Raw genomic sequence first — 24,220 nt, 5'->3', positions numbered from 1 at the left:
CCTTCCTGGTGCGGTCAGCTGAGACCGACTCAGATGTCGAGGAAGCGGACGTCCTTGGCGTTGCGCTGGATGAACTGGCGGCGGGCCTCGACGTCCTCGCCCATCAGGACCGAGAACAACTCGTCGGCCTGCGCGGCGTCGTCGAGGGTGACCTGGCCGAGGACGCGGTGCTCCTGGTCCATCGTGGTGATGCGCAGCTCCTCGGCGTTCATCTCGCCGAGACCCTTGAAGCGCTGGATCGAGTCCTCCCTGATCCGCTTGCCGCGCTGGCGGCCCATCTCGATCAGCGCGTCGCGCTCGCGGTCGGAGTACGCGTAGTCGACGTCCTCCCGGCCCCACTTGATCTTGTAGAGCGGGGGACGGGACAGGAAGACGTGGCCCGCCTCCACCAGCGGCCGCATGAAGCGGAACAGGAAGGTCAGCAGCAGGGTGTTGATGTGCTGGCCGTCGACGTCGGCGTCCGCCATCAGGATGATCTTGTGATAGCGGAGCTTCTCGATGTCGAAGTCCTCGTGCACACCGGTGCCGAAGGCGGAGATCAGCGCCTGGATCTCCTGGTTCTGCAGGATCTTGTCGATGCGCGCCTTCTCGACGTTGAGGATCTTGCCTCGGATCGGGAGGATCGCCTGGTACTCCGGGTTGCGGCCGGACTTGGCCGAGCCGCCGGCGGAGTCACCCTCGACGATGAAGATCTCGCACTTGATGGGGTCGTTCGACTGGCAGTCGGACAGCTTGCCCGGCAGCGACGCGCTCTCCAGCAGGCCCTTGCGCCGGGTGAGGTCACGCGCCTTGCGGGCCGCCACGCGCGCGGTGGCCGCCTGGATGCCCTTGCGGATGATGTCCGCGGCCTCGACCGGGTTGCGGTCCAGCCAGTCGTTGAGGTGCTCGTAGACGACCTTCTGCACGAAGGTCTTCGCCTCCGTGTTGCCCAGCTTGGTCTTGGTCTGGCCCTCGAACTGGGGCTCGCTCAGCTTGACCGAGATGATCGCCGTCAGACCCTCGCGGATGTCGTCACCCGTGAGGTTGTCGTCCTTCTCGCGCAGCAGCTTCTTGTCGCGCGCGTACTTGTTGATCAGCGAGGTCAGCGCGGCGCGGAAGCCCTCTTCGTGCGTACCGCCCTCGTGCGTGTGGATGATGTTCGCGAACGAGTAGACGCCCTCGGTGTAACCGCTGTTCCACTGCATCGCGACCTCGAGGGACAGGTTCTTGTCCTTGTCCTCCGCCTGCAGGTCGATGACCGAGGGGTGCACCACGTCCCCCTTGCGGGAGTTGAGGTACGTCACGAAGTCGACGATGCCGCCCTCGTAGTGGTACGTGACGGTCTTGGGCTCCTGCTTCTCGTCCGCGCCCGCCTCGTCCGCGCCCGCCGTGGCCTTGGCCGACTCGCGCTCGTCGGTGAGCTTGATCGTGAGGCCCTTGTTCAGGAACGCCATCTCCTGGAAACGCCGCGAGAGCGTCTCGAAGGAGTACTCCGTGGTCTCGAAGATGTCCGCGTCGGCCCAGAACGTCACCGACGTACCGGTCTCGTCGGTCGCCTCGTGCTGGGAGAGCGGGGCCGTCGGGACGCCCATCTTGTAGTCCTGCGTCCAGCGGTGGCCGTCGGTCCTGACCTCGACGGCGACCTTGGAGGACAGGGCGTTGACGACGGAGACGCCGACGCCGTGCAGACCGCCGGAGACCGCGTAGCCGCCACCGCCGAACTTGCCGCCCGCGTGCAGGACGGTCAGCACGACCTCCAGGGCGGGCTTGTTCTCGGACGGAACGATGCCCACCGGGATGCCTCGGCCGTTGTCGACGACCCGGACCCCGCCGTCGGGGAGGATCGTGACGTCGATGGTGTCCGCGTGGCCGGCCAGCGCCTCGTCGACGGAGTTGTCGACGACCTCGTACACGAGGTGGTGAAGGCCGCGTTCACCGGTCGAGCCGATGTACATGCCGGGTCGCTTGCGGACCGCGTCCAGACCCTCGAGGACGGTGATGGCGCTGGCGTCGTACGAGGCCGTGACCTCGCCGCTCAATGCGGTGGCCGCGGCGGTCGCGCCGGCGTCGGTGGACGGGATGTTCTCGTTGGGGTTGCCGGAATCGGCCACGAAGCGCCCTTTCTGGCACAGCACGAGCCGGGCTCGTCGGCGGGTTGCCGGAGCGGCTGCGGCATGTTGCGTTGGTAAGCCTTGTTCAGCGTTGCTCAGCTTTTCCCGGACGGTCCCCACGATCGGGGCGGGATTGTCTCCCAGTCTACCGGTAGCGCCGACAGTGATGGGGGTTTGCCGGTACCTGAGTCCGCATGTGCCGCCCTGAACCATCCTCTTCCGGGTCCCGATATGTGGAAGGGGGCTCCAAGAGGCTCACGGAGGCACTCAGCGCTTCCGGGCGTCAACCCTTCGCTACTCCGGCGTCAGGTCAGGATTCGCAACCGCGTGCGGTTGTACGACGATCAGAGCGGGCCTGTGGAGAACCCCGGCCATGGAGGGCTGTCGACGTGGTGTCGGTCACATCCGGGACGTGATGCAGTTCACTTCCGAAAGGCGCGCGACGCAGCTGTGCGCGGCGCGGTTCAGCCGTAGGTGTCGCCGGGACCGGTGCTGCCGGGGGCGCGCAGGGGGCCGTAGCGACGGGTGGGGCCGCTGGGGCCCTGCACTTTGATCGCCTTGACCGCGCCGTGGCCGAGGTCCTCGTTGAGCCGCGCGACCAGGGTGGGGGCGAGCAGCCGCAGGTTGGTGGCCCAGGCGGTGGAGTCGCAGCGCACGAGCAGCACCCGCTCGTCCTCGTCGTACCTCTCGGGGACGCAGTGCTTGGCCACGTCGTCGCCGACGATCTGCGGCCAGCGGCCCATCACCCCGCCCACCGCGGCCGGCGCCTCCCAGCCGCGCTCGCTGATCAGCCGGTTGATCGCCGAGCCGAGCGCCATGGGGTCGCGGCCGTCGGCGCGTGCGCCGGAGCGCAGGCCGCCGCGGCGCGCCTGCCTCTTCTGCTGCACCGCGTCACCCCGCGCGCGTGCCGCCTCCTTCGCCGCCCGCAGCGCCACCCGCGCGAGGTCGACGCCGGACGGTTCGGGGTTCTTCCCCGGGGCCGGTCCGTCCGCCGTCATACCCGCTCCACCGCCCCGTCGGCCACGGTGTACCGCGCCCCCACCAGCACATGCGGTACGTCGTCGTCGACCGCGGCCGTCACCAGCACCTGCTCGCCGGGCGCGACGAGTTCGGCCAGCCGCTCGCGGCGGCGGGTGTCGAGCTCGGCGAAGACGTCGTCGAGGATCAGCACGGGCTCGTTGCCCTCGGCGCGCAGCAGGTCGTAGGAGGCCAGACGCAGCGCCAAGGCGTAGGACCAGGACTCGCCGTGGGAGGCGTAGCCCTTGGCGGGCAGCTCGCCGAGCTTGAGGTTCAGATCGTCCCGGTGGGGTCCCACCAGGGTGACGCCGCGCTCGATCTCCTGCTTGCGGGCGTCGGCGAGCGTGGCCATGAGCTGCTCGTAGAGCGCCTCGCGCGTGTGGGCGTCGCCCGGGGACGACGGCTTGTACTCCAGGGTGACCGGACCGCCGCCGGGCGCGAGCTGCTCGTAGGCCTTGTCCGCGAGCGGCTGGAGCGCGGAGATCAGTTCGAGGCGCTGGGCGAGCAGCTCGGCGCCCGCGCGCGCGAGGTGCTGGTCCCAGACGTCCAGGGTGGACAGGTCCATGGCGCGGCCGCCGTGCCGCCGGGCCAGCGCGGCGGACTTCAGCAGGGTGTTGCGCTGCTTGAGGACGCGGTCGTAGTCGGAGCGCACGCCGGCCATCCGCGGGGAGCGGGCGGTGATCAGCTCGTCCAGGAAGCGGCGCCGCTCGCCGGGGTCGCCCTTGACCAGGGCGAGATCCTCGGGAGCGAACAGCACCGTCCGGACGATGCCGAGTACGTCACGCGGCCTGACCTGCGAGGACCTGTTGATACGGGCGCGGTTCGCCTTGCCGGGGTTCAGCTCCAGCTCGACCAGTTGCTGCCGTTCGCCCTGGCGGACCTGGGCGCGGATCACCGCCCGCTCGGCGCCCATGCGGACCAGCGGAGCGTCGGAGGAGACGCGGTGGCTGCCGAGGGTGGCCAGGTAGCCGACGGCCTCGACGAGGTTGGTCTTGCCCTGGCCGTTGGGGCCGACGAAGGCGGTGACGCCCGGGTCGAGCGGGACCTCGACCCGGGCGTACGAGCGGAAGTCGGCGAGCGACAGATGCGTGACGTGCATGGTGGTGCGCCGACCTCCCCCGGTCCGCTTGGTTGCTGCTGGCTGATGCTGCTTCGGGCTGCTTCTCGGGACTACTTCTTCTCGACCGCGTGGCCGCCGAACTGGTTGCGCAGCGCCGCGATCATCTTCATCTGCGGGGAGTCCTCCTGGCGCGACGCGAACCGCGCGAAGAGGGAGGCCGTGATCGCGGGCAGCGGCACGGCGTTGTCGATGGCGGCCTCCACGGTCCAGCGGCCTTCGCCGGAGTCCTGTGCGTAACCGCGCAGCTTGTCCAGGTGCTCGTCCTCGTCGAGGGCGTTGACCGCGAGGTCCAGCAGCCAGGAGCGGATGACGGTGCCCTCCTGCCAGGAGCGGAAGACCTCCCGGACGTCGGTCACGGAGTCGACCTTCTCCAGCAGCTCCCAGCCCTCGGCGTAGGCCTGCATCATGGCGTACTCGATGCCGTTGTGGACCATCTTCGCGAAGTGGCCCGCGCCGACCTTGCCGGCGTGCACGGAGCCGAAGTCGCCCTCCGGCTTGAGCGCGTCGAAGACGGGCCGCACCTTGGCGACGTCCGCCGCGGAGCCGCCGTACATCAGCGCGTAGCCGTTCTCCAGGCCCCAGACGCCGCCGGAGACGCCGCAGTCGACGAAGCCTATGCCCTTGGCGGCCAGTTCCTCGGCGTGCTTCTCGTCGTCCGTCCAGCGGGAGTTGCCGCCGTCCACGACGACGTCCCCGGGCTCCAGGAGCTCGGCCAGCTGGTCGATGGTCGACTGGGTGGCTGCCCCGGCCGGGACCATCACCCACACGACGCGCGGGCCGCTGAGCTTGCCCACAAGTTCTTCCAGGCTGTGGACATCGGCGAGGTCCGGATTGCGGTCGTATCCGACGACGGTGTGGCCCGCGCGGCGGATCCGCTCGCGCATGTTGCCGCCCATCTTGCCGAGGCCGACGAGACCGAGCTCCATCAGTTGTGTTCCTTAGGTTGCGACAGGTGTTGCGAGGTGGCGTCGGGCACGTTCGTACCCGTGTCCGAGCCTAGACCCGGACGGTCGCGCACATCTGTGGGCATACGCGCTCACGCGTACCGCCCCACCTGCGGCTTTCGCATCCGGTGATCCACAGGACCGCGAAGGCTGTGGATCACCGGACCGCCCGGCCCGGACCTCGTCAGCCGCTGAGCCGCACCGGCATGATCAGGTACTTGTACGCCTCGTCCGCCTCGGCGTCCAGCGCCGGCTTGCCGCTGAGCAGGGCGGGCTTGGTGGACGTCGTGAAGGACAGCTGGGCCACCGGGGAGTCGATGGCGCTCAGGCCGTCCAGCAGGAAGGTCGGGTTGAAGGCGATCGAGATGTCGTCGCCCTCCAGCTGCGCGTCGACCCTTTCCACAGCCTGTGCGTCGTCGCTGGAGCCGGCCTCCAGGATCAGCACGCCCTGCTCGAAGCTCAGTCGCACCGGGGTGTTCCGCTCGGCGACCAGGGCCACGCGCTTGACGGCCTCGACGAAGGGCGGGGTCTCGATGACGGCGACGCTGTTGAACTCCGTCGGGAAGAGCGTGCGGTACTTCGGGAGGTCGCCCTCCAGCAGACGGGTCGTCGTACGCCGCCCGGCGCCCTCGAAGCCGATCAGGCCCTCGCCCGCACCCGAGCCGGACAGCGCCAGCGTGACGCTGTCGCCGCTGGTGAGCGCCTTGGCGGTGTCCAGGAGCGTCTTGGCGGGCACCAGGGCGACCGCGGAGGCCTCCGGGTTCTCCGGCTTCCACAGGAACTCGCGGACCGCGAAGCGGTAGCGGTCGGTGGAGGCGAGCGTGACCCGGTCGCCCTCGATCTCGATGCGCACGCCGGTCAGCACGGGCAGCGTGTCGTCCCGGCCGGCGGCGATGGCGACCTGGGCGGCCGCGGAGGCGAAGACCTCACCGGGGACCGTGCCCGTCGCGTTCGGCATCTGCGGCAGCGCCGGGTACTCCTCCACAGGCAGGGTGTGGAGTGTGAACCGCGAGGAGCCGCACACCACCGTCGCCCGTACACCGTCTGTGGAAATCTCCACCGGCCGGTTGGGCAGGGCGCGGGAGATGTCGGCGAGCAGGCGGCCGGAGACGAGCACCGTGCCGTCCTCGTCGACCTCGGCCTCCACCGACACGCGCGCGGAGACCTCGTAGTCGAAGCTGGACAGGCTCAGCTGGCCGTCCTCGGCCTTCAGCAGCAGGCCGGCGAGGACAGGCGCCGGCGGCCGCGCCGGGAGGCTGCGCGCCGCCCAGGCCACGGCCTCCGCGAGTACGTCGCGTTCCACCCGGATCTTCACTGTTGCCGCCTCCTGCTGTTGCCGGCGCTTCTCGCCCTGCCTGGCTTCGTCGTCTGTCTCGGTGTCGCTGGCCCTGGGGTGGGAAGAACACCGGGGACCAGTCTGACGCACCGCACTGACAGTAGGTGCCTCTCGGGGTCAAGTCGTGACGAGGGGCAGCCGGGCCTCGAAGGGCGAGTTGTGCACAGGACCCCCTTCGAAGCGAATTTCCCACTCTCTCTAGTCGGGAGTAGTAGTAGGGGCTGTGGATACCGTGGATAACCGCGTTTTCGCAGCTCAGAGCGGAAATTTTGTCCACGGGCCCTGTGGGCGACGGCGGTGGACAACCGGGGCTGTCTGTGGAGAAAAGAAAGTTCTGCACACCCCGTGCACAGGTCGAGGCGACTTCTCCCCAGCGCCGTCCCCAGCTTTACCCAGCTTTCCCACAGCCCAACCTGGCACCTTTGTGTGACGCCTTTCACTCGACCCGGTGATCAGGCGCGTCGCGTTGCCGAACAGTGGACAGGGCTGTGGAGAAGCTGGGGATCGCTGGGGACAACCGCCCCCGGCCTGTGGGTTGCCCGTGGACAACTTCGTGCACAGGGTGTGGATCCCTCGTCCGTCCACAGTCTGTGGAGATCGTTCGTCCACCAATCCACAAGCAGTTGACCTGGTCTGATGGTCTTTCAACAGGCGCGGCTGTGGACACGATCTGGACAACTTCCCAGTCCCCAGCATGTGGACGGGAAAAACTCGCCGAATCTGTGGAGAGTGGCCGTAACCCGGCACGGATTCGAACACGGGATGACGGCGGAACGACGGAGGGCGCCCCGGGAGATCTCCTCCCGGGGCGCCCTCGGCGGTCCGTGGCGGCCCTGCGGCGGGCCGGCAGGCGGGTGCTCAGCCGTTCTTGATGCGGTTCGTCAGCTCGGTCACCTGGTTGTAGATGGAGCGCCGCTCGGCCATCAGATTGCGGATCTTGCGGTCCGCGTGCATCACCGTCGTGTGGTCGCGCCCACCGAACAGCGCGCCGATCTTCGGCAGCGACAGATCGGTCAGCTCACGGCACAGGTACATGGCGATCTGGCGGGCCGTGACGAGCTGGCGGCCGCGGGAGCTGCCGCACAGGTCCTCGACCGTCAGGCCGAAGTAGTCGGCGGTGGCGCTCATGATGGCCGTGGAGGTGATCTCCGGAGTCGAGTCCTCGCCGCCGGGGATCAGGTCCTTGAGGACGATCTCCGTCAGCCCCAGGTCCACGGGCTGCCGGTTGAGCGAGGCGAACGCCGTCACCCGGATCAGCGCGCCCTCCAGCTCACGGATGTTCCGCGAGATCCGCGAGGCGATGAACTCCAGCACCTCCGGGGGGGCGTTGAGCTGCTCCTGCACCGCCTTCTTGCGCAGGATCGCGATCCGGGTCTCCAGCTCCGGCGGCTGGACGTCCGTGATCAGTCCCCACTCGAAACGGTTGCGCAGCCGGTCCTCCAGCGTCACCAGCTGCTTCGGCGGCCGGTCGCTGGACAGCACGATCTGCTTGTTCGCGTTGTGGAGCGTGTTGAAGGTGTGGAAGAACTCCTCCTGCGTCGACTCCTTGTCCGCGAGGAACTGGATGTCGTCGACAAGCAGGATGTCCATCTCCCGGTACCGCTTGCGGAAGCTGTCGCCCTTGCCGTCGCGGATGGAGTTGATGAACTCGTTGGTGAACTCCTCCGAGCTCACGTACCGCACGCGCGTGCCCGGGTACAGGCTCCGCGCGTAGTGTCCGATCGCGTGCAGCAGGTGGGTCTTGCCGAGCCCCGACTCCCCATAGATGAAGAGGGGGTTGTACGCCTTCGCCGGCGCCTCCGCGACGGCCACGGCGGCCGCGTGCGCGAAGCGGTTCGAGGCGCCGATGACGAAGGTGTCGAAGAGGTACTTCGGGTTCAGGCGCGCCGTCGGCTCCCCGGGACCGGTCGCCGGCGCGGGCTGCGCGGCCAGCGGGCCGGGGGCGCCGCTGGACACCGGCATCGTGGCGCCGGCCGGACCGCGGTGCCGGCCGCCGCCGACCGACTGCTCGGGCAGCTCCCGCCGGGCGTCGCGCTGGTCGTAGTCACCCCGCGACGGCTCGTACTCGGAGCGCTGCTGGTCGTACGGCCGCTCCCGGCCCTGCGGACGGTAGTCCTGCCCGGGCGGGCCGTAGGAGTCGCGGGACGGGGGACCGTACGAGTCCTGCGAGCCGTAGCCGTCCTGCGGACCGTACGAGTCCTGTGAGCCGTACGTGTCCTGCGGACCGTAGGAGTCCTGCGCGTCGTGCGACTCCCGGGACGGCGTCGCGTACGGGTCGCGCTCGGGGAAGCCGAGGCGCGGCTGCTGCCAGCTGTACTCGTCCTGCTGCTGCCGCGGCCAGGCACCCGGCTCGGGGCGCTGGTACTCCGAGGGATAGGCCGGGCGCGGGTTGGGGAGCTGATCGCCGGGCGAGTTCGGGAGCTGCTCGGCACGGTGGCGGCCGTATCCCTCGTACTGACCCTGCGAGGGGAGCTGCTCGGGCTCCTCGTAGCGGTGCTGGTGCTGGTGCTGGTGCTGGGCCGGGGGCGGCGAGGGCGGGGGGTCGCCCGCGGAGTCGTCGACGGTGATCGCGATCCGGATCGGACGGCCGCACTCACGGCTGAGCGTCTCGCTCACGATCGGTGCGAGGCGTCCCTCCAGGACACCCTTGGCGAACTCGTTCGGCACGGCGAGCAGTGCGGTGTCGGCGACCAGCGCGAGCGGCTGGCAACGCCGGATCCAGTGTTCGTCCTTGGTCTCGACGCCCTGTCCACGGCCCTCACCGAGAAGTTGCTCGAGTACTCGTGGCCACACTGCGGCAAGATCGGCAGGTACGTCAGCCACAGGGCACGCTCTCTCACGGGTCCCACGAACGTGTGGTTGTGGGACGGGTCGGGATGTAAATCGGGTCGGGCGGGGATAAGGGAACGAATCGGAGTCCAGTCACGGTAGTCAGGGCGACGGGTACGGTTCAAGTTGTTGTCCCCAGCCTGTGGACAGTGTCTCCCCGCCGCCCCTGGTTTGACCGAATGGCGTAGCCGCGCGTACCGTAACCAGGTCGAGTTGTCGATGGCTGCTGCCGCCTGCCTCCGATGGGCACAGATCGCGTCAAGGTGATCGGAAAGCGGTGCACTCGGGCGTAACGCGAGCTACTCGTGGGCGCACGGTGACAGCCAGGACGGCACCCCGCAAACCCCGATTTCTTCTGGAGCCCCCGAGTGAGCAAGCGCACCTTCCAGCCGAACAACCGTCGTCGCGCCAAGACCCACGGCTTCCGGCTGCGTATGCGTACCCGTGCCGGCCGCGCGATTCTCGCGTCCCGCCGTAGCAAGGGTCGCGCCCGTCTGTCCGCCTGATCCCGATCAGGTCATGACGTCGTGCTGCCCACCGAGAACCGGCTGAGGCGGCGCGAGGACTTCGCGACCGCGGTACGACGAGGGCGCCGGGCCGGACGCCCGCTCCTCGTCGTCCACCTTCGTAGCGGTGCCACGGACCCGCACGCGCCTGGGGAGAGCGCTCCCCGGACACGTGCGGGTTTCGTCGTGAGCAAGGCTGTCGGTGGCGCGGTCGTACGCAACAAAGTGAAGCGCAGACTGCGCCATCTGATGCGTGACAGAGTCGACCTGCTGCCCCCCGGTAGCCTGGTAGTGGTACGAGCGCTGCCCGGTGCGGGCGACGCCGACCACGCACAGCTGGCCCGAGACCTGGATGCCGCCCTACAGCGGCTGCTGGGAGGGGGCGCGCGATGAAGTACCCGCTGCTGGCGCTGATCAAGCTGTACCAGTGGACCATCAGCCCGCTGCTGGGGCCGGTGTGCAAGTACTACCCGTCGTGTTCCCACTACGGCTACACGGCCATTGACCGGCATGGTGCCCTCAAGGGCACCGCACTCACGGCCTGGCGCATCCTGCGTTGCAATCCGTGGTCGCTGGGCGGCGTGGACCATGTCCCGCCGCGTAAGCGCCCGCGGTGGCACGAGATGCTGCGCAACACATGGCGCGCACGCAAGGGCGGGCCCTCCGCCGCCGAAACGGCCACCGAAGAGAGCGTTCACTCGCCTACCGCGAGCGACGTTCCTTCAAGCCCGGCCGCAGAGACCCCGTCCCATGCCCAAGGAGCATGATTAGTGGACACGATTGCCAGCCTCTTCAGCTTCATCACCACACCCGTTTCGTGGGTCATCGTCCAGTTCCACTCGCTGTACGGTGCGATCTTCGGCCCTGACACGGGCTGGGCCTGGGGCCTGTCCATCGTGTCGCTGGTGATCCTGATCCGCATCTGCCTGATCCCGCTCTTCGTGAAGCAGATCAAGGCGACCCGGGCCATGCAGACGCTCCAGCCCGAGATGAAGAAGATCCAGGAGCGCTACAAGAACGACAAGCAGCGTCAGTCCGAAGAGATGATGAAGCTGTACAAGGAGACGGGCACCAACCCGCTCTCCTCGTGCCTTCCCATCCTGGCGCAGTCGCCGTTCTTCTTCGCCCTCTACCACGTGCTGAACAGCATCGCGTCGAACGACACGATCGGCGTGATCAACGAGCGGCTCCTGGAGAGCGCGCAGAAGGCGCACATCTTCGGTGCCCCGCTCGCCGCGAAGTTCACCGACAGCGCGGACAAGGTCGAGGCGCTCGGCTCGTCGATCCTCGACGTGCGGATCGTCACCGCCATCATGATCGTCCTGATGTCGCTGTCGCAGTTCTACACGCAGCGCCAGCTGATGACGAAGAACGTCGACACCTCGGTGAAGACGCCGTTCATGCAGCAGCAGAAGATGCTGATGTACATCTTCCCGATCATGTTCGCCGTCTTCGGTATCAACTTCCCGGTCGGTGTCCTCGTCTACTGGCTGACCACCAACGTGTGGACCATGGGCCAGCAGATGTACGTCATCCACAACAACCCGACGCCGGGTTCCAAGGCGCAGGCCGCGTACCTGGAGCGGTTGACCAAGCACGTCGCGCAGAACGGCAAGACCCGCGGACGTGGTCAGCGCGCCATCATCAAGGCGATCGTCGCCAAGGGCCGGGACCGCAACGACTACGAGCGCAAGTTCATCAACGGCCTCAGCAAGGCGGGTCTCGCGGCCCAGCCCGACGGCAACGTCGTGAAGAGCGAGGGCGCCGTGGCCACCCTGACCGAGGACGGTACGCCGGCCACCACCGGCGTCGCGAAGCGTCAGCAGCCCAAGCGGCAGCCGAAGGCGAAGCGCCAGGGCGCCGGCGGTCCCAAGCCCGCGGGCGGTGCCGAGAAGACCGGCGCCGAGAGCACCGCGCCGACGACCTCGCTCAGCAAGTCCGACGAACCGGCGGACGCGGGATCGTCGGACGCGGCCGGCAAGGCGGCCCCCAAGTCCGGCGGCGGCCGCAGTCGGGCCCAGTCCGGCCAGCGCAAGGGCCCGCAGCGGCCCAAGTCCTCTTCCAAGAAGTAAGAAGGAGTCCATCCCGTGACGGAAGGCACCACCTCCGCCGCTGCCGAGGGTGCAGACACCCTGACCCGCCTGGAGCAGGAGGGCGAGATCGCGGCGGACTACCTCGAAGGCCTGCTGGACATCGCCGATCTCGACGGCGACATCGACATGGACGTCGAGAGCGACCGCGCCGCTGTCTCGATCATCAGTGACGCGGGTGGCCGTGACCTGCAGAAGCTGGTCGGCCGGGACGGTGAGGTGCTGGAGGCGCTCCAGGAGCTCACGCGCCTGGCCGTGCACCGGGAGACCGGTGACCGCAGCCGGCTGATGCTGGACATCGCGGGCTACCGCGCCAAGAAGCGCTCCGAGCTCTCCGAGCTGGGCGCCAAGGCCGCCACCGAGGTCAGGAACAGCGGCGAGCCCGTGAAGCTCAAGCCGATGACGCCGTTCGAGCGCAAGGTCGTGCACGACGCCGTCAAGGCCGCGGGGCTGCGCAGCGAGTCCGAGGGCGAGGAGCCGCAGCGCTTCGTCGTCGTGCTGCCCGCCTGAGCGGTCCCACGCTCCACCGGCCCCGTCTGTTGCGCAGGCGGGGCCGATCTTTGTCAGCCTGGTAGTCAGCGCGCGAGCGCTGGAGGGTACGGAAGGACGGTCCCCGTGACGGAGGCAGCGGAGCTCCCCCCCGCTCCCGAGGAAGCCCGTGCGGTATTCGGCGATCGCTTCGCGGACGCGGTCCGGTACGCGGAACTGCTGGCCGAGGCAGGCGTACAGCGAGGGCTCATCGGCCCCCGGGAGGTGCCCCGCCTGTGGGAGCGGCATCTCCTGAACTGTGCGGTTCTCTCGGAGGTCGTCCCCGAGGCCGTCACCGTCTGCGATGTCGGCTCGGGCGCCGGTCTGCCGGGTATCCCGCTGGCCCTGGTCCGCGAGGACCTCAAGATCACACTGCTGGAGCCCTTGCTGCGCCGGACGAACTTCCTCACCGAGGTCGTCGAGCTGCTCGGCCTCGACCATGTCACCGTCGTGCGCGGTCGCGCCGAGGAAGTCATGGGCACGCTCCCCCCGGTGCATGTGGTGACGGCGCGGGCGGTGGCCCCGCTGGACCGGCTGGCCACCTGGGGTATCCCGCTGCTGCGTCCCTACGGCGAGATGCTCGCGCTCAAGGGCGACACCGCGGAGGAGGAGCTCAAGGCAGCGGGTACCGCGCTGACCAAGCTCGGGGCGGTGGGCACTTCCATCCTGCATGTGGGTGAAGGCGTCGTGGATCCCCAGTCCACCGTCGTACGGGTCGAGGTCGGGGAGAGCCCTGGCGGTGTGCGGTTCGCCGCCAAGCGGGCGAAGGCCGCGCGGACGGGACGGGTACGCCGGCGCCGCTGATCCGTCCTGAGGACGAGACGTACTCCACACAAGCTGCCAAACCTATGCAACCCGGAGTGTCGCGACAGTCCGGTCGCGGCTGCTGTGCATCGTGTTTCACGTGAAACGTCGCTCACTGTTGCACGGCATTATCAGCCGCGGCCGGGCCGCGGCCGAACCCCGAGACCGCAAGCCCCTCGGCTCACTCGGCGAGGCTCCGGCCGTTTCCGATGACGCTCCGTCCCCCTCAGGGGGTCCGGAGTTGTCCACAGAGGTGGATTTCTCCACAGAACAACAGGCCTCACTGGTTCACGACCCCGAAGGCATGGGAGGCTCTGTTCATTGCGAGCCTGAAGTCGAGGAGAGTGAATCCTTGCGGTCCGACGCCAACATCGCGGGACCGATGACCGATCCGGTCCCCGGTCCCCGTACCGAGTCGCCGGGGGAGGATGTTTCACGTGAAACACCGCCCCCGATGGACGACACTCCCATCGGTCGTGCTGCCCAACTGGCGGTCGAGGCTCTGGGCCGGGCCGGAGAGGGTCTGCCGAGACCTGAACAGACCCGTGTCATCGTGGTCGCCAACCAGAAGGGTGGGGTGGGCAAGACGACGACGACCGTCAACCTGGCCGCTTCGCTGGCTCTGCACGGCGGTCGCGTCCTGGTGATCGACCTCGACCCGCAGGGCAACGCGTCCACCGCGCTGGGGATCGACCACCACGCCGAGGTTCCCTCGATCTACGACGTGCTGGTCGAGAGCAAGCCGCTCTCGGAGGTCGTCCAGCCGGTCCCCGACGTCGAGGGTCTCTTCTGCGCCCCCGCCACGATCGATCTCGCCGGTGCGGAGATCGAGCTGGTGTCCCTGGTGGCGCGCGAGAGCCGTCTCGAGCGAGCGATTCAGGCATACGAGCAGCCGCTGGACTACATCCTGATCGACTGCCCGCCCTCGCTGGGCCTGCTGACGGTCAACGCCCTTGTGGCGGGCCAGGAGGTCCTCATCCCGATCCAGTGCGAGTACTACGCGCTGGAGGGACTGGGTCAGCTGCTGCGCAACGTCGACCTGGTGCGGGGGCACCTCAACCCCGCGCTGCACGTCTCGACGATTCTGCTCACCATGTACGACGGCCGGACACGCCTCGCGTCCCAGGTCGCCGACGAGGTGCGTAGCCACTTCGGTGACGAGGTGCTGAGGACGAGCATCCCGCGCTCGGTCCGTATCTCCGAGGCGCCGAGCTACGGGCAGACGGTCCTGACCTACGATCCAGGTTCGAGTGGTGCCCTCTCCTATCTGGAGGCGGCACGAGAAATCGCGCTGAGGGGTGTCGGCGTCAGCTACGACGCGACGCACGCCCATATCGGCGCCCAGAGCGACCACAGCATGGTGGAGGGGATCCAGTGAGCGAGCGACGGAGGGGACTGGGCCGTGGACTCGGGGCACTGATCCCTGCGGCCCCGACCGAGAGGACGCCGGCCCAGGCAGCGGTGGGAGGTGCCGCCTCCGCGTCTCCCACGGCGGTACCGGTGCTGACGTCCGACCGCGGCGTGGCCGCGGCCAAGGTGGCCACACTGCCGCCTGTTTCACGTGAAACCGAAGAGCCGCCGGTGGACGACGCGGTGGACATGCCCGCACCTCCCATGGGCGCCCACTTTGCCGAGCTGCCGCTCGACTCCATCACACCCAACCCGCGTCAGCCGCGTGAGGTCTTCGACGAGGATGCGCTCCAGGAGCTCGTCACCTCCATCCAGGAGGTCGGCCTTCTCCAGCCCGTCGTCGTACGTCAGCTGGGGCCCGCGCGCTACGAGCTCATCATGGGCGAGCGGCGCTGGCGGGCCTGCCGTGAGGCGGGCCTGGAAGCCATCCCGGCGATCGTCCGTGCCACGGACGACGAGAAGCTTCTCCTCGACGCACTGCTGGAGAACCTGCACCGGGCGCAGCTGAACCCGCTGGAAGAGGCGGCCGCCTACGACCAGCTGCTGAAGGACTTCAACTGCACCCATGACCAGCTGGCCGACCGGATCGGCCGGTCCCGTCCGCAGGTCTCCAACACGCTGCGTCTGCTGAAGCTTTCGCCGGCGGTGCAGCGGAGGGTGGCGGCAGGCGTGCTGTCCGCCGGACACGCCCGCGCCCTGCTCTCCGTGGAGGACTCGGAGGAGCAGGACCGGCTGGCCCACCGGATCGTGGCGGAGGGTCTCTCGGTACGCGCGGTCGAGGAGATCGTGACCCTCATGGGATCACGGCCGACGACGGCCCAGCGCTCCAAGGGGCCGCGGGCCGGTGCCCGGGTCTCCCCGGCGCTGACCGACCTCGCGGGGCGACTGTCGGACCGCTTCGAGACACGGGTCAAGGTCGACCTCGGCCAGAAGAAGGGCAAGATCACCGTGGAGTTCGCCTCCATGGAGGACCTGGAGCGGATCCTCGGCTCGCTGGCCCCGGGCGAGGGCCCCGTCCTGCAGAGGAGTCTCCTGGACGGCGACGACGCCGAGGAGACGGAGGACTGAGGCCCCGGGCGGCGACATGGTCCCGCTCGGTGGCCGCTCGTGCGGGTCGTGTCCGGTGTGTACCGGAACACGGCCCGCACTTTGCTTTCTGGCGGTATCGATGGAATCGCTTCATGGATACGATGCGATCGGGTATGGCGCATCCACCTGGCAGTACGACTGCGGTACGTCTATGGGGAGGCGGGGGCCATGCGAACGATGAGCCGGACCGGACTGCTGAGCGCGGGACTGGGCCTGGGGGCGGTCGGCGGGTTCGTCGGCAGCCTGCTCAGGGAACGGAGTGCTCTGACTGCCGCCCGTGATGCCGCGGGCGAGGGAAGCGAGGAACAGCCTTCATGGGGCGTCGGCTCGTACCGCTCACGCTGGACAACCTTCCGGACCTTCCCCGGCGCTGCCGCACGTGTGTCTTCTGGGAACTCGACCCGGTCAGCGGCGAGGCAGCGGTAAAGGCGGGCACCGCCGCCGACGAGAAGGAAGCCTGGATCTCGGCCGTCCTGCTGGAGTGGGGCTCCTGCGGCCGGGTCGTCTACGTCGACGACGTGCCGGTCGGTTTCGTGCTCTACGCGCCGCCGGCCTATGTGCCGCGTTCGACGGCGTTCCCCACCAGCCCTGTGTCGCCCGACGCGGTGCAGCTGATGACCGCGTTCATCGTCCCCGGGTACCAGGGTCAGGGGCTCGGGCGCGTGATGGTCCAGACGGTCGCCAAGGACCTGCTGCGGCGGGGCTTCAAGGCGATCGAGGCGTTCGGGGACGCGCGCTGGAAGGAACCCGCCTGTGTGCTTCCCGCCGACCATCTGCTGGCGGTGGGCTTCAAGACGGTCCGGCCGCATCCCGCCTACCCGCGTATGCGGCTGGAGCTGCGGACGACTCTCTCCTGGAAGGAGGACGTCGAGATGGCACTGGACCGGTTGCTCGGCGCAGTCCAGAAGGAGCCGGCGCTGCGACCGCTGTAGCCCGCTGCGGCTCTGGGACTGACGGCAAACGAATGGGCCAACCCGTGGGGGTTGGCCCATTCGTGTTTCACGTGAAACATGCGCCGCCGATGCGACGGCGCAGTCCGCTACTCGGCGATGAAGTCCTCAAGGTCACGCAGAAGCGCGGCCTTCGGCTTGGCGCCGACGATGGTCTTGGCGACCTCGCCACCCTGGTAGACGTTCAGGGTCGGGATCGACATGACACCGTACTTGGCCGCCGTGCCCGGGTTCTCGTCGATGTTCAGCTTGACGATCTCGATCTTCTCGCCGTACTCGGCGGCGATCGCCTCGAGGGACGGCGCGATCTGGCGGCACGGTCCGCACCAGGCGGCCCAGAAGTCCACCAGTACGGGCTTGTCGCTCTTGAGGACGTCCTGCTCGAAGGAATCGTCGGTCACATTCTTCAGGGTGCCGGCCACGGCGGGCTCCTTAACTGGTTGGTGCGTGGGGGTGGGGAGGGGATCAGACAGTGGTCTTCTCGGGTTCGGCCTTCTCCTCGTCCGCCAGGGCGGCGAGGAAGCGCTCGGCGTCCAGGGCGGCGGAGCAACCGGTGCCGGCCGCGGTGATGGCCTGGCGGTAGGTGTGGTCCACCACGTCTCCGGCGCCGAAGACACCGGTCAGGTTCGTCCGCGTCGAGGGGGCCTCGACCTTGAGGTAGCCCTCCTCGTCCAGCTCCAGCTGACCCTTGAAGAGCTCGGTGCGAGGGTCGTGGCCGATGGCGATGAAGAGACCGGTCACCGGCAGGTCCGAGAGCTCACCGGTCTTGACGTTGCGCAGCTTCAGGCCGGCGAGCTTCGGGTCGCCCTGGATTTCCGCGATCTCGCTGTCCCAGACGAACGTGATCTTCGGGTCGGCGAAGGCACGCTCCTGCATCGCCTTGGAGGCGCGCAGGGTGTCCCGGCGGTGGACGATCGTCACGGACTTGGCGAAGCGCGAGAGGAAGGTGGCCTCTTCCATGGCGGTGTCACCGCCGCCGATCACGGCGATGTCCTGATCCTTGAAGAAGAAGCCGTCACAGGTGGCACACCAGGAGACGCCGCGGCCGGACAGCGCGTCCTCGTTCGGCAGGCCCAGCTTGCGGTGCTGGGAGCCCGTGCTGACGATCACGGCCTTCGCACGGTGCACCGTGCCGGCGGTGTCGGTGACGGTCTTGATCTCACCGGTCAGGTCGACGGAGACGACGTCGTCCGGAACGAGCTCGGCACCGAAGCGCTCCGCCTGGGCGCGCATGTTGTCCATGAGCTCGGGGCCCATGATGCCGTCCTGGAAGCCGGGGAAGTTCTCGACCTCCGTGGTGTTCATCAGGGCGCCGCCGGCGGTGACGGCTCCCTCGAACACCAGTGGCTTCAACGACGCGCGCGCGGTGTAGAGCGCCGCCGTGTAGCCGGCGGGCCCGGAGCCGATGATGATCACGTTACGGACGTCGCTCACGGCTTGATTCCTCGTCTCTGGACTGCGTCTTCGACCGGTGGGAGACCTCTGCGGACTCTCACCCCACCCAACGGATCCTAAGGGGCTCGCATTCCCGCTGTGCCCGGGCACACGGAGTGCCGTCACAGGAGCGGATACCCGTGGGAGAACGGGCCAGGCGAGGGGTGGGCATGCCTTCTCGGAACGGCTTGCCCCTCAGGAGCTCCGGCTGTCTCAGGGGTGCGCGTATGACTGCTTCAGAAACACCTCGGCCGACCCCTTGGGGGACTGCTCCACACAGGTGGCATCCACGAGGTAGGCCGTCACCTGTGCGGGGTTCACGGTGTCGGGCATGACCACGAGCAGAGCCGTCGTCCCCTTGTACGTGCCGGGCTCGGTCGCCAAGGCGTCGTCGTCGCGACCGATGCCGTTCTGCACGCACTCGGGGACCGGGACAGCGGGCTTGGTGAGGACGCGGGGGCCTTCGGAGTCGACGTTCGGCTCCGCACCCCTCTCGCGGGGCGTGCGGGGGGTACCACCGGATTCGCTCTTGGCCAGAAGATCCGTGACCTGCTTCTCCAGCTTGCTCGCGGCGAAGGTGTCCGGAGCCGTGGAGTGGTGTCCCTCGGCGGTGGTGCCCTGGTCGCCGTCCATCGAGGACACGAGGAGGGATGCCAGTCCCAGAGCGCCGACCGAGAGGACGGCTCCCAGAACGGCCACCTTGCGGCGCCTGCCGGGCTTGCGTTCCTTACGGCCCGGACCGGTGGTGGAGGTGCGGGCGCGACCCGTGGGGCGGGTGGCGGGAGGCGATGTTTCACGTGAAACATCCGCGCCCTCGCCCGTGTGGGCCGCCGCGACGGGTGCGGTGGTGTTCGCTGTGCCGGGCGCAGTGTCTGCCGGGTCGGGAGCTGTGGCGTCGAGCAGCGCCTCAGCGGCGAGGGCGGCGTCGATCCGTTCGGCGACGTCGGCGGGCATGCGGGAGGGGCCCGGCAGGGTGCCGAGCATGCCGCGGATCTCCTCCAGCGAGGCGAAGACGTCCGCGCAGAGCTCGCACTCGTCCAGGTGGCGTCGTACATCCGCTGTCCGGTCGGGTGGAAGCAGGCCCTCGGTGAGGTCGGAGATCTCCGAGACGTCCGGGTGCCCGGCCGTGTCCGTCCTGGAAGTCACGCTCGCCCACCTCCGCCCTTCACAGCAGCTGAGTCGCCTGGCCCTGCAGTGCCTGGACCCGCGTCGTGCGGGCCCGCTGCCGGTGGGACGGATGTCCCCTCCGCCCGGTTCCGTCCGGCGGCCGGATCTTCGCCCTCGCCGGTGCTCCCCGGTCGCAGATGGGTGAGCAGCGGCAGGAGTCTGGCTCTGCCGCGGGCACAGCGGCTCTTCACCGTGCCGGTCGGGACGTCCAGGACGCGGGCGGCCTCGGCGACGGGATAGCCCTGCATGTCCACCAGGACGAGGGCGGCCCGCTGGTCGTGGGGAAGGGTGCCGAGCGCTTCGAGGAGCTGGCGGTGCAGGTCGTTGCGCTCGGCGGGCGCGGACGCCGACTCGTGCGGCTCCAGCAGCTGCTCCAGCCGCTCGGTGTCGTCGACCGGGGACGTCTTGCGGGACGCCGCTTTGCGGGCCCGGTCGAGGCAGGCGTTCACCGTGATGCGGTGCAGCCAGGTGGTGACGGCCGACTGGCCGCGGAAGGTGTGGGCGGCCCGATAGGCGGAGACCAGAGCGTCCTGGACGGCGTCAGCGGCTTCCTCGCGGTCGCCCAGCGTGCGCAGCGCGACCGCCCAGAGACGGTCGCGGTGCCGCCGCACTATCTCACCGAAGGCATCGGGGTCGCCCTCCACGTGGCGGGCGAGCAGATCCTGGTCGCTGGCCGTCTCGTACCCGGCGCCCTCCGCCATCGGACCCCCTCTCCCCTCGGTGAGACGTCAGCCCGTGAATTTCACATCGGTCACGGCCTGCTTGTAGCCGGGGCCGCTGTAGCCGTCGGAGGGCGCGTTGGGCACCGCCGTGATCCACAGCAGCACGTACTGCGACTTCACCGACTTCGACGCCTTCACGCTCAGAGAGGTGCCGCTGGACGTCGCGGTTCCGATCTCCTGCATTCCGTCGACCCCGGTCGACGGGGTCAGCGAGTCGGCCGCGTAGAGGTGGACCGTCGTGTGGTCACCCGCGTACCGGAGCCCTATCGACGCGGCCGAGATCTTCTGGGAGGAGCCGAGGTCGTAGACGATGCCCACACCGGGCTTGTAGGGAGCCAGCTCCGGGCCGTCGTTGTAGCGCCTGGTACGCCAGTACGTCGAGCTGTCGCCGTCGTAGGTGAGTCCGACGTCGGCGGCCGCCTGGGCCTCGCCGCTGGCGACGTACTCCTGGGCCCCCTCGATGGTGAGCGGCTTGGCCGTGACCTTGTTCTCCGTGGAGCCCTTCTCGTTCCCGTCCGTCGTCTGCGACTTGTTGGGGTCGTCCGACTGGTTGCCGCGTTCCATCAGCGCGTCCGCGAGCTGCCAGCTGCCCAGTCCCAGCGCGGCGATGAGAAGCGCGGAGACGGCCCACTTCAGGGCCTTGCCGGTACGGCTCTGCAGCGGGGGCGGCGGGGACGCCACGGGCTGGGTGGCGCCGGGGTGCGAGGCGGTGCGGCCGTACGTGCCCTGCTGGTAGGTGGTGCGCTGGTAGTCCAGAGGCGCGCCGAACGCGGGTTCCGGCGGCCGGATGCGGGGCATCTCCCCGATCGCCTTGCCCAGCTCCTCCGGCGTCGTGCACGGGGACTCGTGCCGGGAGGCGGTCGCGCCGTCGTTGGCGAGCGCGCGCATGGCGAGCTCCGAGAGTCCGCGGTGGACGCCGGCGCGCACCTGGTCCGGTGGGATGAGGCCGACGTCCTTGGGCAGGCCCGAGAGACCGTAGGCGTCGCTCTCGTAGGGCCAGCGCTGCACCAGGGACGCGTACAGCAGGGCGCCGATGGCCTCGGTGTCGGTGCGCTGCGGGGTGTCGGAACTGATGCCGCGCAGCGCGGCGTTCACGGCGAGGCCGCGGATGCGCCACTGTCCGCTGGAGGTGCGCAGGATGGCGTTGGGGTTCAGCCGGAGATGGGCGAGGCCCTCGCGGTGGGCGGCGGCCATGGCGGCGGAGACCTGACTGACCATCTGGTAGGCGTCGTGCGGCTCCAGTGGCCCGGCGGACAGGAGCGTGGTGAGCTCCGTGGCGTCCGGCAGCCACTCGTGCACGACGTAGACGAGGTCGTTCTCCTCGACGGCGTCCAGCACCTGGACGAAGCGCGGGTCGCCGAGCAGGGCGGACGAGCGGGCCGCGGCCAGCACCGCCCGGGCCCGTGTGTGGTCGGCCGGCAGGACGTGCACGCCGACGGCGCGGCGCAGCTTCTCGTCGAACGCGCGCCAACTGCTGAAACCGTCCAGACGGGTGACACAGTCCTCGAGCCGATAGCGTCTGGCGAGCTTGTGACCGCTGTGCAGTTCGGGCGATGCACCCTTGGCTCCGGGACCCTCGGTCCCCCCACTCCCCTGTGCCTGGTTGTGTTCCGTGTCCCGCTCCGGGTTCTTGGCCACCCCGTCGGCCGTGGACTGGTCCGCCTTGGCGGTCAGCGGCTCGTCGCCGCTGTTGTCTGCCACGTCGACGGCAGCCGTGCTCCGTTCCGCCACCGTCGTTCCTGCCTCCCCATTCATAGCGCGCCGGCGAACTCCGTTGCGCGCCGTCCGACGCCGAAACCAATTGTGCCCACAGTCCGCCGCTATGCACGACACGCGATGGCGGACGATGGTTGTGCGCGTACCCCCCGATTCAGCGGCCCAGACGCCCCCGGACCATACCGACGAGCGAGTTCAGCTCCTCGATGCGCATCCGCCGGGCGGCGACGTAGAAGACGCCCAGCAGGACGGCCCCGCCGGCGACCAGCGCGGCGAACGATCCGGCGACACCCTGTCCGAGTGCCTTGGAGATGTAGTAGCAGGCCGCGCCGCTCAGCAGTGCGGCGGGTACCGAGGCGATGCTCAGGCGCGCGTACGTCCGCATGACGCGGGCGCCGTCGAGGTCGCCGCCCAGCCGCTTGCTCAGCCGGTGCCAGGCGACACCGACGCCGATCACATAGGCGAGGCCGTAGGAGGCGGCCATGCCTACGACGGCCCAGCGGGAGGGGAGCGCGAAGTAACAGAGGGCGGACGCACCGGCGTTGACGGCGGCCACGATCACCGTGTTGTAGAAGGGGGTGCGGGTGTCCTCGTAGGCGTAGAAGGCCCGCAGGACGACGTACTGCACCGAGTAGGGGATCAGCCCGAGGCCGAAGGCCATGAGCATGAAGCCCATGTTGGTGGCCTCGCTGCTGCCCGAGGAGCCGAACATCAGGGTGCACATCGGGATGCCGAGCGCGAGGAAGCCGAAGGCGATGGGCACGATCGCCACCGCCGTCGTCCGCAGGCCCTGGGAGATGTCGTCACGGACGGCGCCGGTGTCCTCCTCCGCCGCGGAGCGCGCGAGGCGGGGCAGCAGGGCGGCCATCAGGGAGACGGTGATGATGGCCTGCGGGAGGCCCCAGATCAGCTGGGCGTTGGCGTAGGCCGCGAAGCCGGTGCCGTCGACGGGCGAGTCCTTGCCGGCCGCCGTGGACAGCTGGGAGACGACGATGGCGCCCGCCTGGTTCGCGAGGACGAACAGGACGGTCCACTTGGCGAGGGTGACCGCCTTGCCGAGTCCGTGACCCTTCCAGTCGAACCGCAGCCGGATCCGGAAACCGGTCTCGCGAAGGTACGGGATCATCGCGAGCGCCTGCACGACCAGACCGAGCAGCACACCGACCCCGAGGAGCCGCTCGCCCTCCGGCGGGATGTTCGTGACCGTCATCCCCGAGCGCTCGGCCGTGCCGTAGACCCAGAGGAACATGCCGAGCGTGGTGATGATGACGATGTTGTTCAGGACCGGGGTCCACATCATCGCGCCGAACCGGCCACGCGCGTTCAGGATCTGCCCCATCACGACGTGGATGCCCATGAAGAAGATCGAGGGCAGGAAGAAGCGCACGAAGGTGACGCCGACCTCGTTGGCCGCGGGATCGCTGGCCACCGCGTCGGACAGCATGCGGATCAGCAGGGGGGCGCCGAGGAACGAGAGCACGGTGAGCGCGCCGAGCGCCACCATGACGAGCGTCAGCAGCCGGTTCGCGTAGGCCTCGCCGCCGTCGTCGTCCTCCTTCATGGCGCGCACGAGCTGCGGCACGAAGACCGAGTTGAGCCCGCCGCCGACCGTCAGGATGTAGATCATGGTCGGCAGCTGGTACGCCACCTGGAAGGTGTCGCCGAGCAGGCCGACGCCGAGCGCCGAGACGATCATCGCCGACCGGATGAACCCGGTGAGGCGGGACACCATCGTGCCGGCCGCCATCACCGCGCTCGACTTCAGCAGCCCCGCGGCGCGTCCGCTCTTCGCCGGAGCGGCGGGGGCGGCCGGAGGGGCGGCGGGGGCCGGCTCGGCGGCGTGCCGGGGCGTGGGCGCCTGGTACTGCCCTGCGGGAGCCTGGGGGCCGCCGTACTGGCCCTCCTGGCCGTGCGCCCCCTCGTACTGACCCGGCGCCGCGGCCGGGCCCGGCACGCCCGCGTAGTCCATCGGCGGGCGGGCGCCGGTCTGCTGCTGGTCCCGGAACAGATGGGCGAAGGCGTCGGGCTCGTGACGCTGGTCACCGGCCTCGGTCACCAGGTCGTCCACGCCCACGTACTGGGTCGTGCGCGGGTCGTCGCCGTAGGGCAGGTGCTGCGTGGGGCCCGCCGGCTCGGGGGCCGGAGTCTGGGCCCACACGCGCGGGTCGGGGGCGTACGGCGACTGCGGCGGCTGCGCGTACAGCTGCTGCGGCGGCGGGTACGTCCCCGGCGGCGGCGGGGGGTGCGCGGCGCGGTCGTAGAGCGCCTCGGTGACCGGGTCCTGGGCGGCCAGGTCCTGCGACCGGTAGGGGTCCTGCTCGTAGGCGTCCTGGAGGTACATGTCCGCGGGGTGCTGCGGCGGCACCTGGCCGCGCTCGGGCGGCGGACCCTCGGGGTGCCCCGAGCTGCCCGCGGCCTGGCCGCGGTCACCGTCGTACGGCGCGTTCATGGTTACCCCACCTCATCGT

At 69.4% G+C, this 24,220-nt stretch carries 21 protein-coding genes; 9 read left to right on the top strand and 12 right to left on the bottom strand.

Annotation, left to right across the window (positions count from 1 at the left end; translation table 11 throughout):
- Positions 1-29: 29 nt before the first annotated feature.
- The 6 genes from gyrB to dnaA form a co-directional block, all read right to left on the bottom strand.
- Entirely contained in the window at positions 30-2,114 is a 2,085-nt protein-coding gene (gyrB, locus tag ACIP2X_RS20800) for a DNA topoisomerase (ATP-hydrolyzing) subunit B (RefSeq protein WP_401675076.1), read from the bottom strand.
- A 440-nt stretch (positions 2,115-2,554) separates the two neighbouring features.
- Positions 2,555-3,088, bottom strand: coding sequence for a DUF721 domain-containing protein (locus tag ACIP2X_RS20795; RefSeq protein WP_401675073.1), 534 nt, complete (start codon positions 3,086-3,088; stop codon positions 2,555-2,557).
- Positions 3,085-4,206 carry a DNA replication/repair protein RecF gene (recF, locus tag ACIP2X_RS20790; protein WP_401675071.1) on the bottom strand — a complete coding sequence of 374 codons (1,122 nt, stop codon included), beginning with the start codon at positions 4,204-4,206 and terminating at the stop codon, positions 3,085-3,087. Before recF ends, ACIP2X_RS20795 begins: the two co-directional genes overlap by 4 nt.
- Positions 4,207-4,277: 71 nt before the next feature.
- Complete coding sequence (gene gnd, locus ACIP2X_RS20785; RefSeq protein WP_401675069.1) at positions 4,278-5,153, bottom strand: phosphogluconate dehydrogenase (NAD(+)-dependent, decarboxylating); 876 nt, start codon at positions 5,151-5,153, stop codon at positions 4,278-4,280.
- A 202-nt stretch (positions 5,154-5,355) separates the two neighbouring features.
- Positions 5,356-6,486 carry a DNA polymerase III subunit beta gene (gene dnaN / locus ACIP2X_RS20780; protein ID WP_401675066.1) on the bottom strand — a complete coding sequence of 377 codons (1,131 nt, stop codon included), beginning with the start codon at positions 6,484-6,486 and terminating at the stop codon, positions 5,356-5,358.
- Positions 6,487-7,365: 879 nt separating this feature from the next.
- Positions 7,366-9,330: a chromosomal replication initiator protein DnaA gene (gene dnaA / locus ACIP2X_RS20775; RefSeq protein WP_401675064.1), complete on the bottom strand. Its 1,965-nt coding sequence runs from the start codon at positions 9,328-9,330 to the stop codon at positions 7,366-7,368.
- A 374-nt stretch (positions 9,331-9,704) separates the two neighbouring features.
- Between dnaA and rpmH the strand changes: the two genes are divergently transcribed.
- The 9 genes from rpmH to ACIP2X_RS20730 all read left to right on the top strand — a co-directional run bounded on the left by rpmH (position 9,705) and on the right by ACIP2X_RS20730 (position 16,695).
- Positions 9,705-9,842: a 50S ribosomal protein L34 gene (gene rpmH / locus ACIP2X_RS20770; RefSeq protein ID WP_003956500.1), complete on the top strand. Its 138-nt coding sequence runs from the start codon at positions 9,705-9,707 to the stop codon at positions 9,840-9,842.
- Positions 9,843-9,863: 21 nt separating this feature from the next.
- Positions 9,864-10,235 (top strand): ribonuclease P protein component, encoded by a 372-nt coding sequence (gene rnpA, locus ACIP2X_RS20765; protein WP_401675061.1) that lies wholly within the window; start codon positions 9,864-9,866, stop codon positions 10,233-10,235.
- Positions 10,232-10,609, top strand: a complete 378-nt coding sequence (gene yidD, locus ACIP2X_RS20760) for a membrane protein insertion efficiency factor YidD (protein WP_401675059.1) — start codon at positions 10,232-10,234, stop codon at positions 10,607-10,609. Before rnpA ends, yidD begins: the two co-directional genes overlap by 4 nt.
- A gap of 3 nt (positions 10,610-10,612) precedes the next feature.
- A complete protein-coding gene (gene yidC, locus ACIP2X_RS20755; protein WP_401675056.1) occupies positions 10,613-11,914 on the top strand; it encodes a membrane protein insertase YidC in 1,302 nt (433 codons plus the stop codon).
- Positions 11,915-11,929: 15 nt separating this feature from the next.
- Positions 11,930-12,442 (top strand): protein jag, encoded by a 513-nt coding sequence (locus ACIP2X_RS20750; protein WP_401675054.1) that lies wholly within the window; start codon positions 11,930-11,932, stop codon positions 12,440-12,442.
- A 105-nt stretch (positions 12,443-12,547) separates the two neighbouring features.
- A complete protein-coding gene (rsmG, locus tag ACIP2X_RS20745) occupies positions 12,548-13,264 on the top strand; it encodes a 16S rRNA (guanine(527)-N(7))-methyltransferase RsmG (RefSeq protein WP_401675051.1) in 717 nt (238 codons plus the stop codon).
- A 304-nt stretch (positions 13,265-13,568) separates the two neighbouring features.
- Positions 13,569-14,642, top strand: a complete 1,074-nt coding sequence (locus ACIP2X_RS20740) for a ParA family protein (protein ID WP_401675048.1) — start codon at positions 13,569-13,571, stop codon at positions 14,640-14,642.
- The gene (locus ACIP2X_RS20735; protein WP_401675046.1) at positions 14,639-15,742 is read left to right on the top strand and encodes a ParB/RepB/Spo0J family partition protein; all 1,104 of its coding nucleotides are present in this window, start codon (positions 14,639-14,641) and stop codon (positions 15,740-15,742) included. The genes ACIP2X_RS20740 and ACIP2X_RS20735 overlap by 4 nt, the downstream gene beginning before the upstream one ends.
- A gap of 335 nt (positions 15,743-16,077) precedes the next feature.
- Positions 16,078-16,695, top strand: a complete 618-nt coding sequence (locus tag ACIP2X_RS20730; RefSeq protein ID WP_401675044.1) for a GNAT family N-acetyltransferase — start codon at positions 16,078-16,080, stop codon at positions 16,693-16,695.
- A gap of 107 nt (positions 16,696-16,802) precedes the next feature.
- On the opposite strand, the gene trxA is transcribed toward ACIP2X_RS20730, so the two are convergent.
- From trxA to murJ, 6 genes are all read right to left on the bottom strand, one after another.
- Positions 16,803-17,135, bottom strand: a complete 333-nt coding sequence (gene trxA / locus ACIP2X_RS20725; protein ID WP_401675042.1) for a thioredoxin — start codon at positions 17,133-17,135, stop codon at positions 16,803-16,805.
- A gap of 43 nt (positions 17,136-17,178) precedes the next feature.
- A complete protein-coding gene (gene trxB / locus ACIP2X_RS20720; RefSeq protein WP_401675040.1) occupies positions 17,179-18,147 on the bottom strand; it encodes a thioredoxin-disulfide reductase in 969 nt (322 codons plus the stop codon).
- Between the two features lie 213 nt (positions 18,148-18,360).
- A complete protein-coding gene (locus ACIP2X_RS20715; RefSeq protein ID WP_401675037.1) occupies positions 18,361-19,293 on the bottom strand; it encodes an anti-sigma factor family protein in 933 nt (310 codons plus the stop codon).
- Positions 19,290-20,015 (bottom strand): RNA polymerase sigma factor SigM, encoded by a 726-nt coding sequence (gene sigM, locus ACIP2X_RS20710; RefSeq protein WP_401675035.1) that lies wholly within the window; start codon positions 20,013-20,015, stop codon positions 19,290-19,292. Before sigM ends, ACIP2X_RS20715 begins: the two co-directional genes overlap by 4 nt.
- A 27-nt stretch (positions 20,016-20,042) precedes the next feature.
- Positions 20,043-21,767 carry a protein kinase family protein gene (locus ACIP2X_RS20705; RefSeq protein WP_401675032.1) on the bottom strand — a complete coding sequence of 575 codons (1,725 nt, stop codon included), beginning with the start codon at positions 21,765-21,767 and terminating at the stop codon, positions 20,043-20,045.
- Between the two features lie 139 nt (positions 21,768-21,906).
- Positions 21,907-24,201 (bottom strand): murein biosynthesis integral membrane protein MurJ, encoded by a 2,295-nt coding sequence (gene murJ / locus ACIP2X_RS20700; RefSeq protein WP_401675029.1) that lies wholly within the window; start codon positions 24,199-24,201, stop codon positions 21,907-21,909.
- Between the last annotated feature and the right edge of the window lie 19 nt (positions 24,202-24,220).

The organism is Streptomyces sp. NPDC089424 (assembly GCF_044749345.1).
Lineage (GTDB): Bacteria > Actinomycetota > Actinomycetes > Streptomycetales > Streptomycetaceae > Streptomyces.
This window is presented reverse-complemented; position numbering and strand designations above follow the sequence as displayed.

Coding starts and splice junctions, on each gene's coding strand:
- ACIP2X_RS20795 (WP_401675073.1), bottom strand. CDS start 3,088: ATGACGGCGGACGGACCGGCCCCGGGGAAGAACCCCGAACCGTCCGGC.
- recF (WP_401675071.1), bottom strand. CDS start 4,206: ATGCACGTCACGCATCTGTCGCTCGCCGACTTCCGCTCGTACGCCCGG.
- gnd (WP_401675069.1), bottom strand. CDS start 5,153: ATGGAGCTCGGTCTCGTCGGCCTCGGCAAGATGGGCGGCAACATGCGC.
- yidD (WP_401675059.1), top strand. CDS start 10,232: ATGAAGTACCCGCTGCTGGCGCTGATCAAGCTGTACCAGTGGACCATC.
- ACIP2X_RS20740 (WP_401675048.1), top strand. CDS start 13,569: ATGGGAGGCTCTGTTCATTGCGAGCCTGAAGTCGAGGAGAGTGAATCC.
- ACIP2X_RS20730 (WP_401675044.1), top strand. CDS start 16,078: ATGGGGCGTCGGCTCGTACCGCTCACGCTGGACAACCTTCCGGACCTT.
- sigM (WP_401675035.1), bottom strand. CDS start 20,015: ATGGCGGAGGGCGCCGGGTACGAGACGGCCAGCGACCAGGATCTGCTC.
- murJ (WP_401675029.1), bottom strand. CDS start 24,201: ATGAACGCGCCGTACGACGGTGACCGCGGCCAGGCCGCGGGCAGCTCG.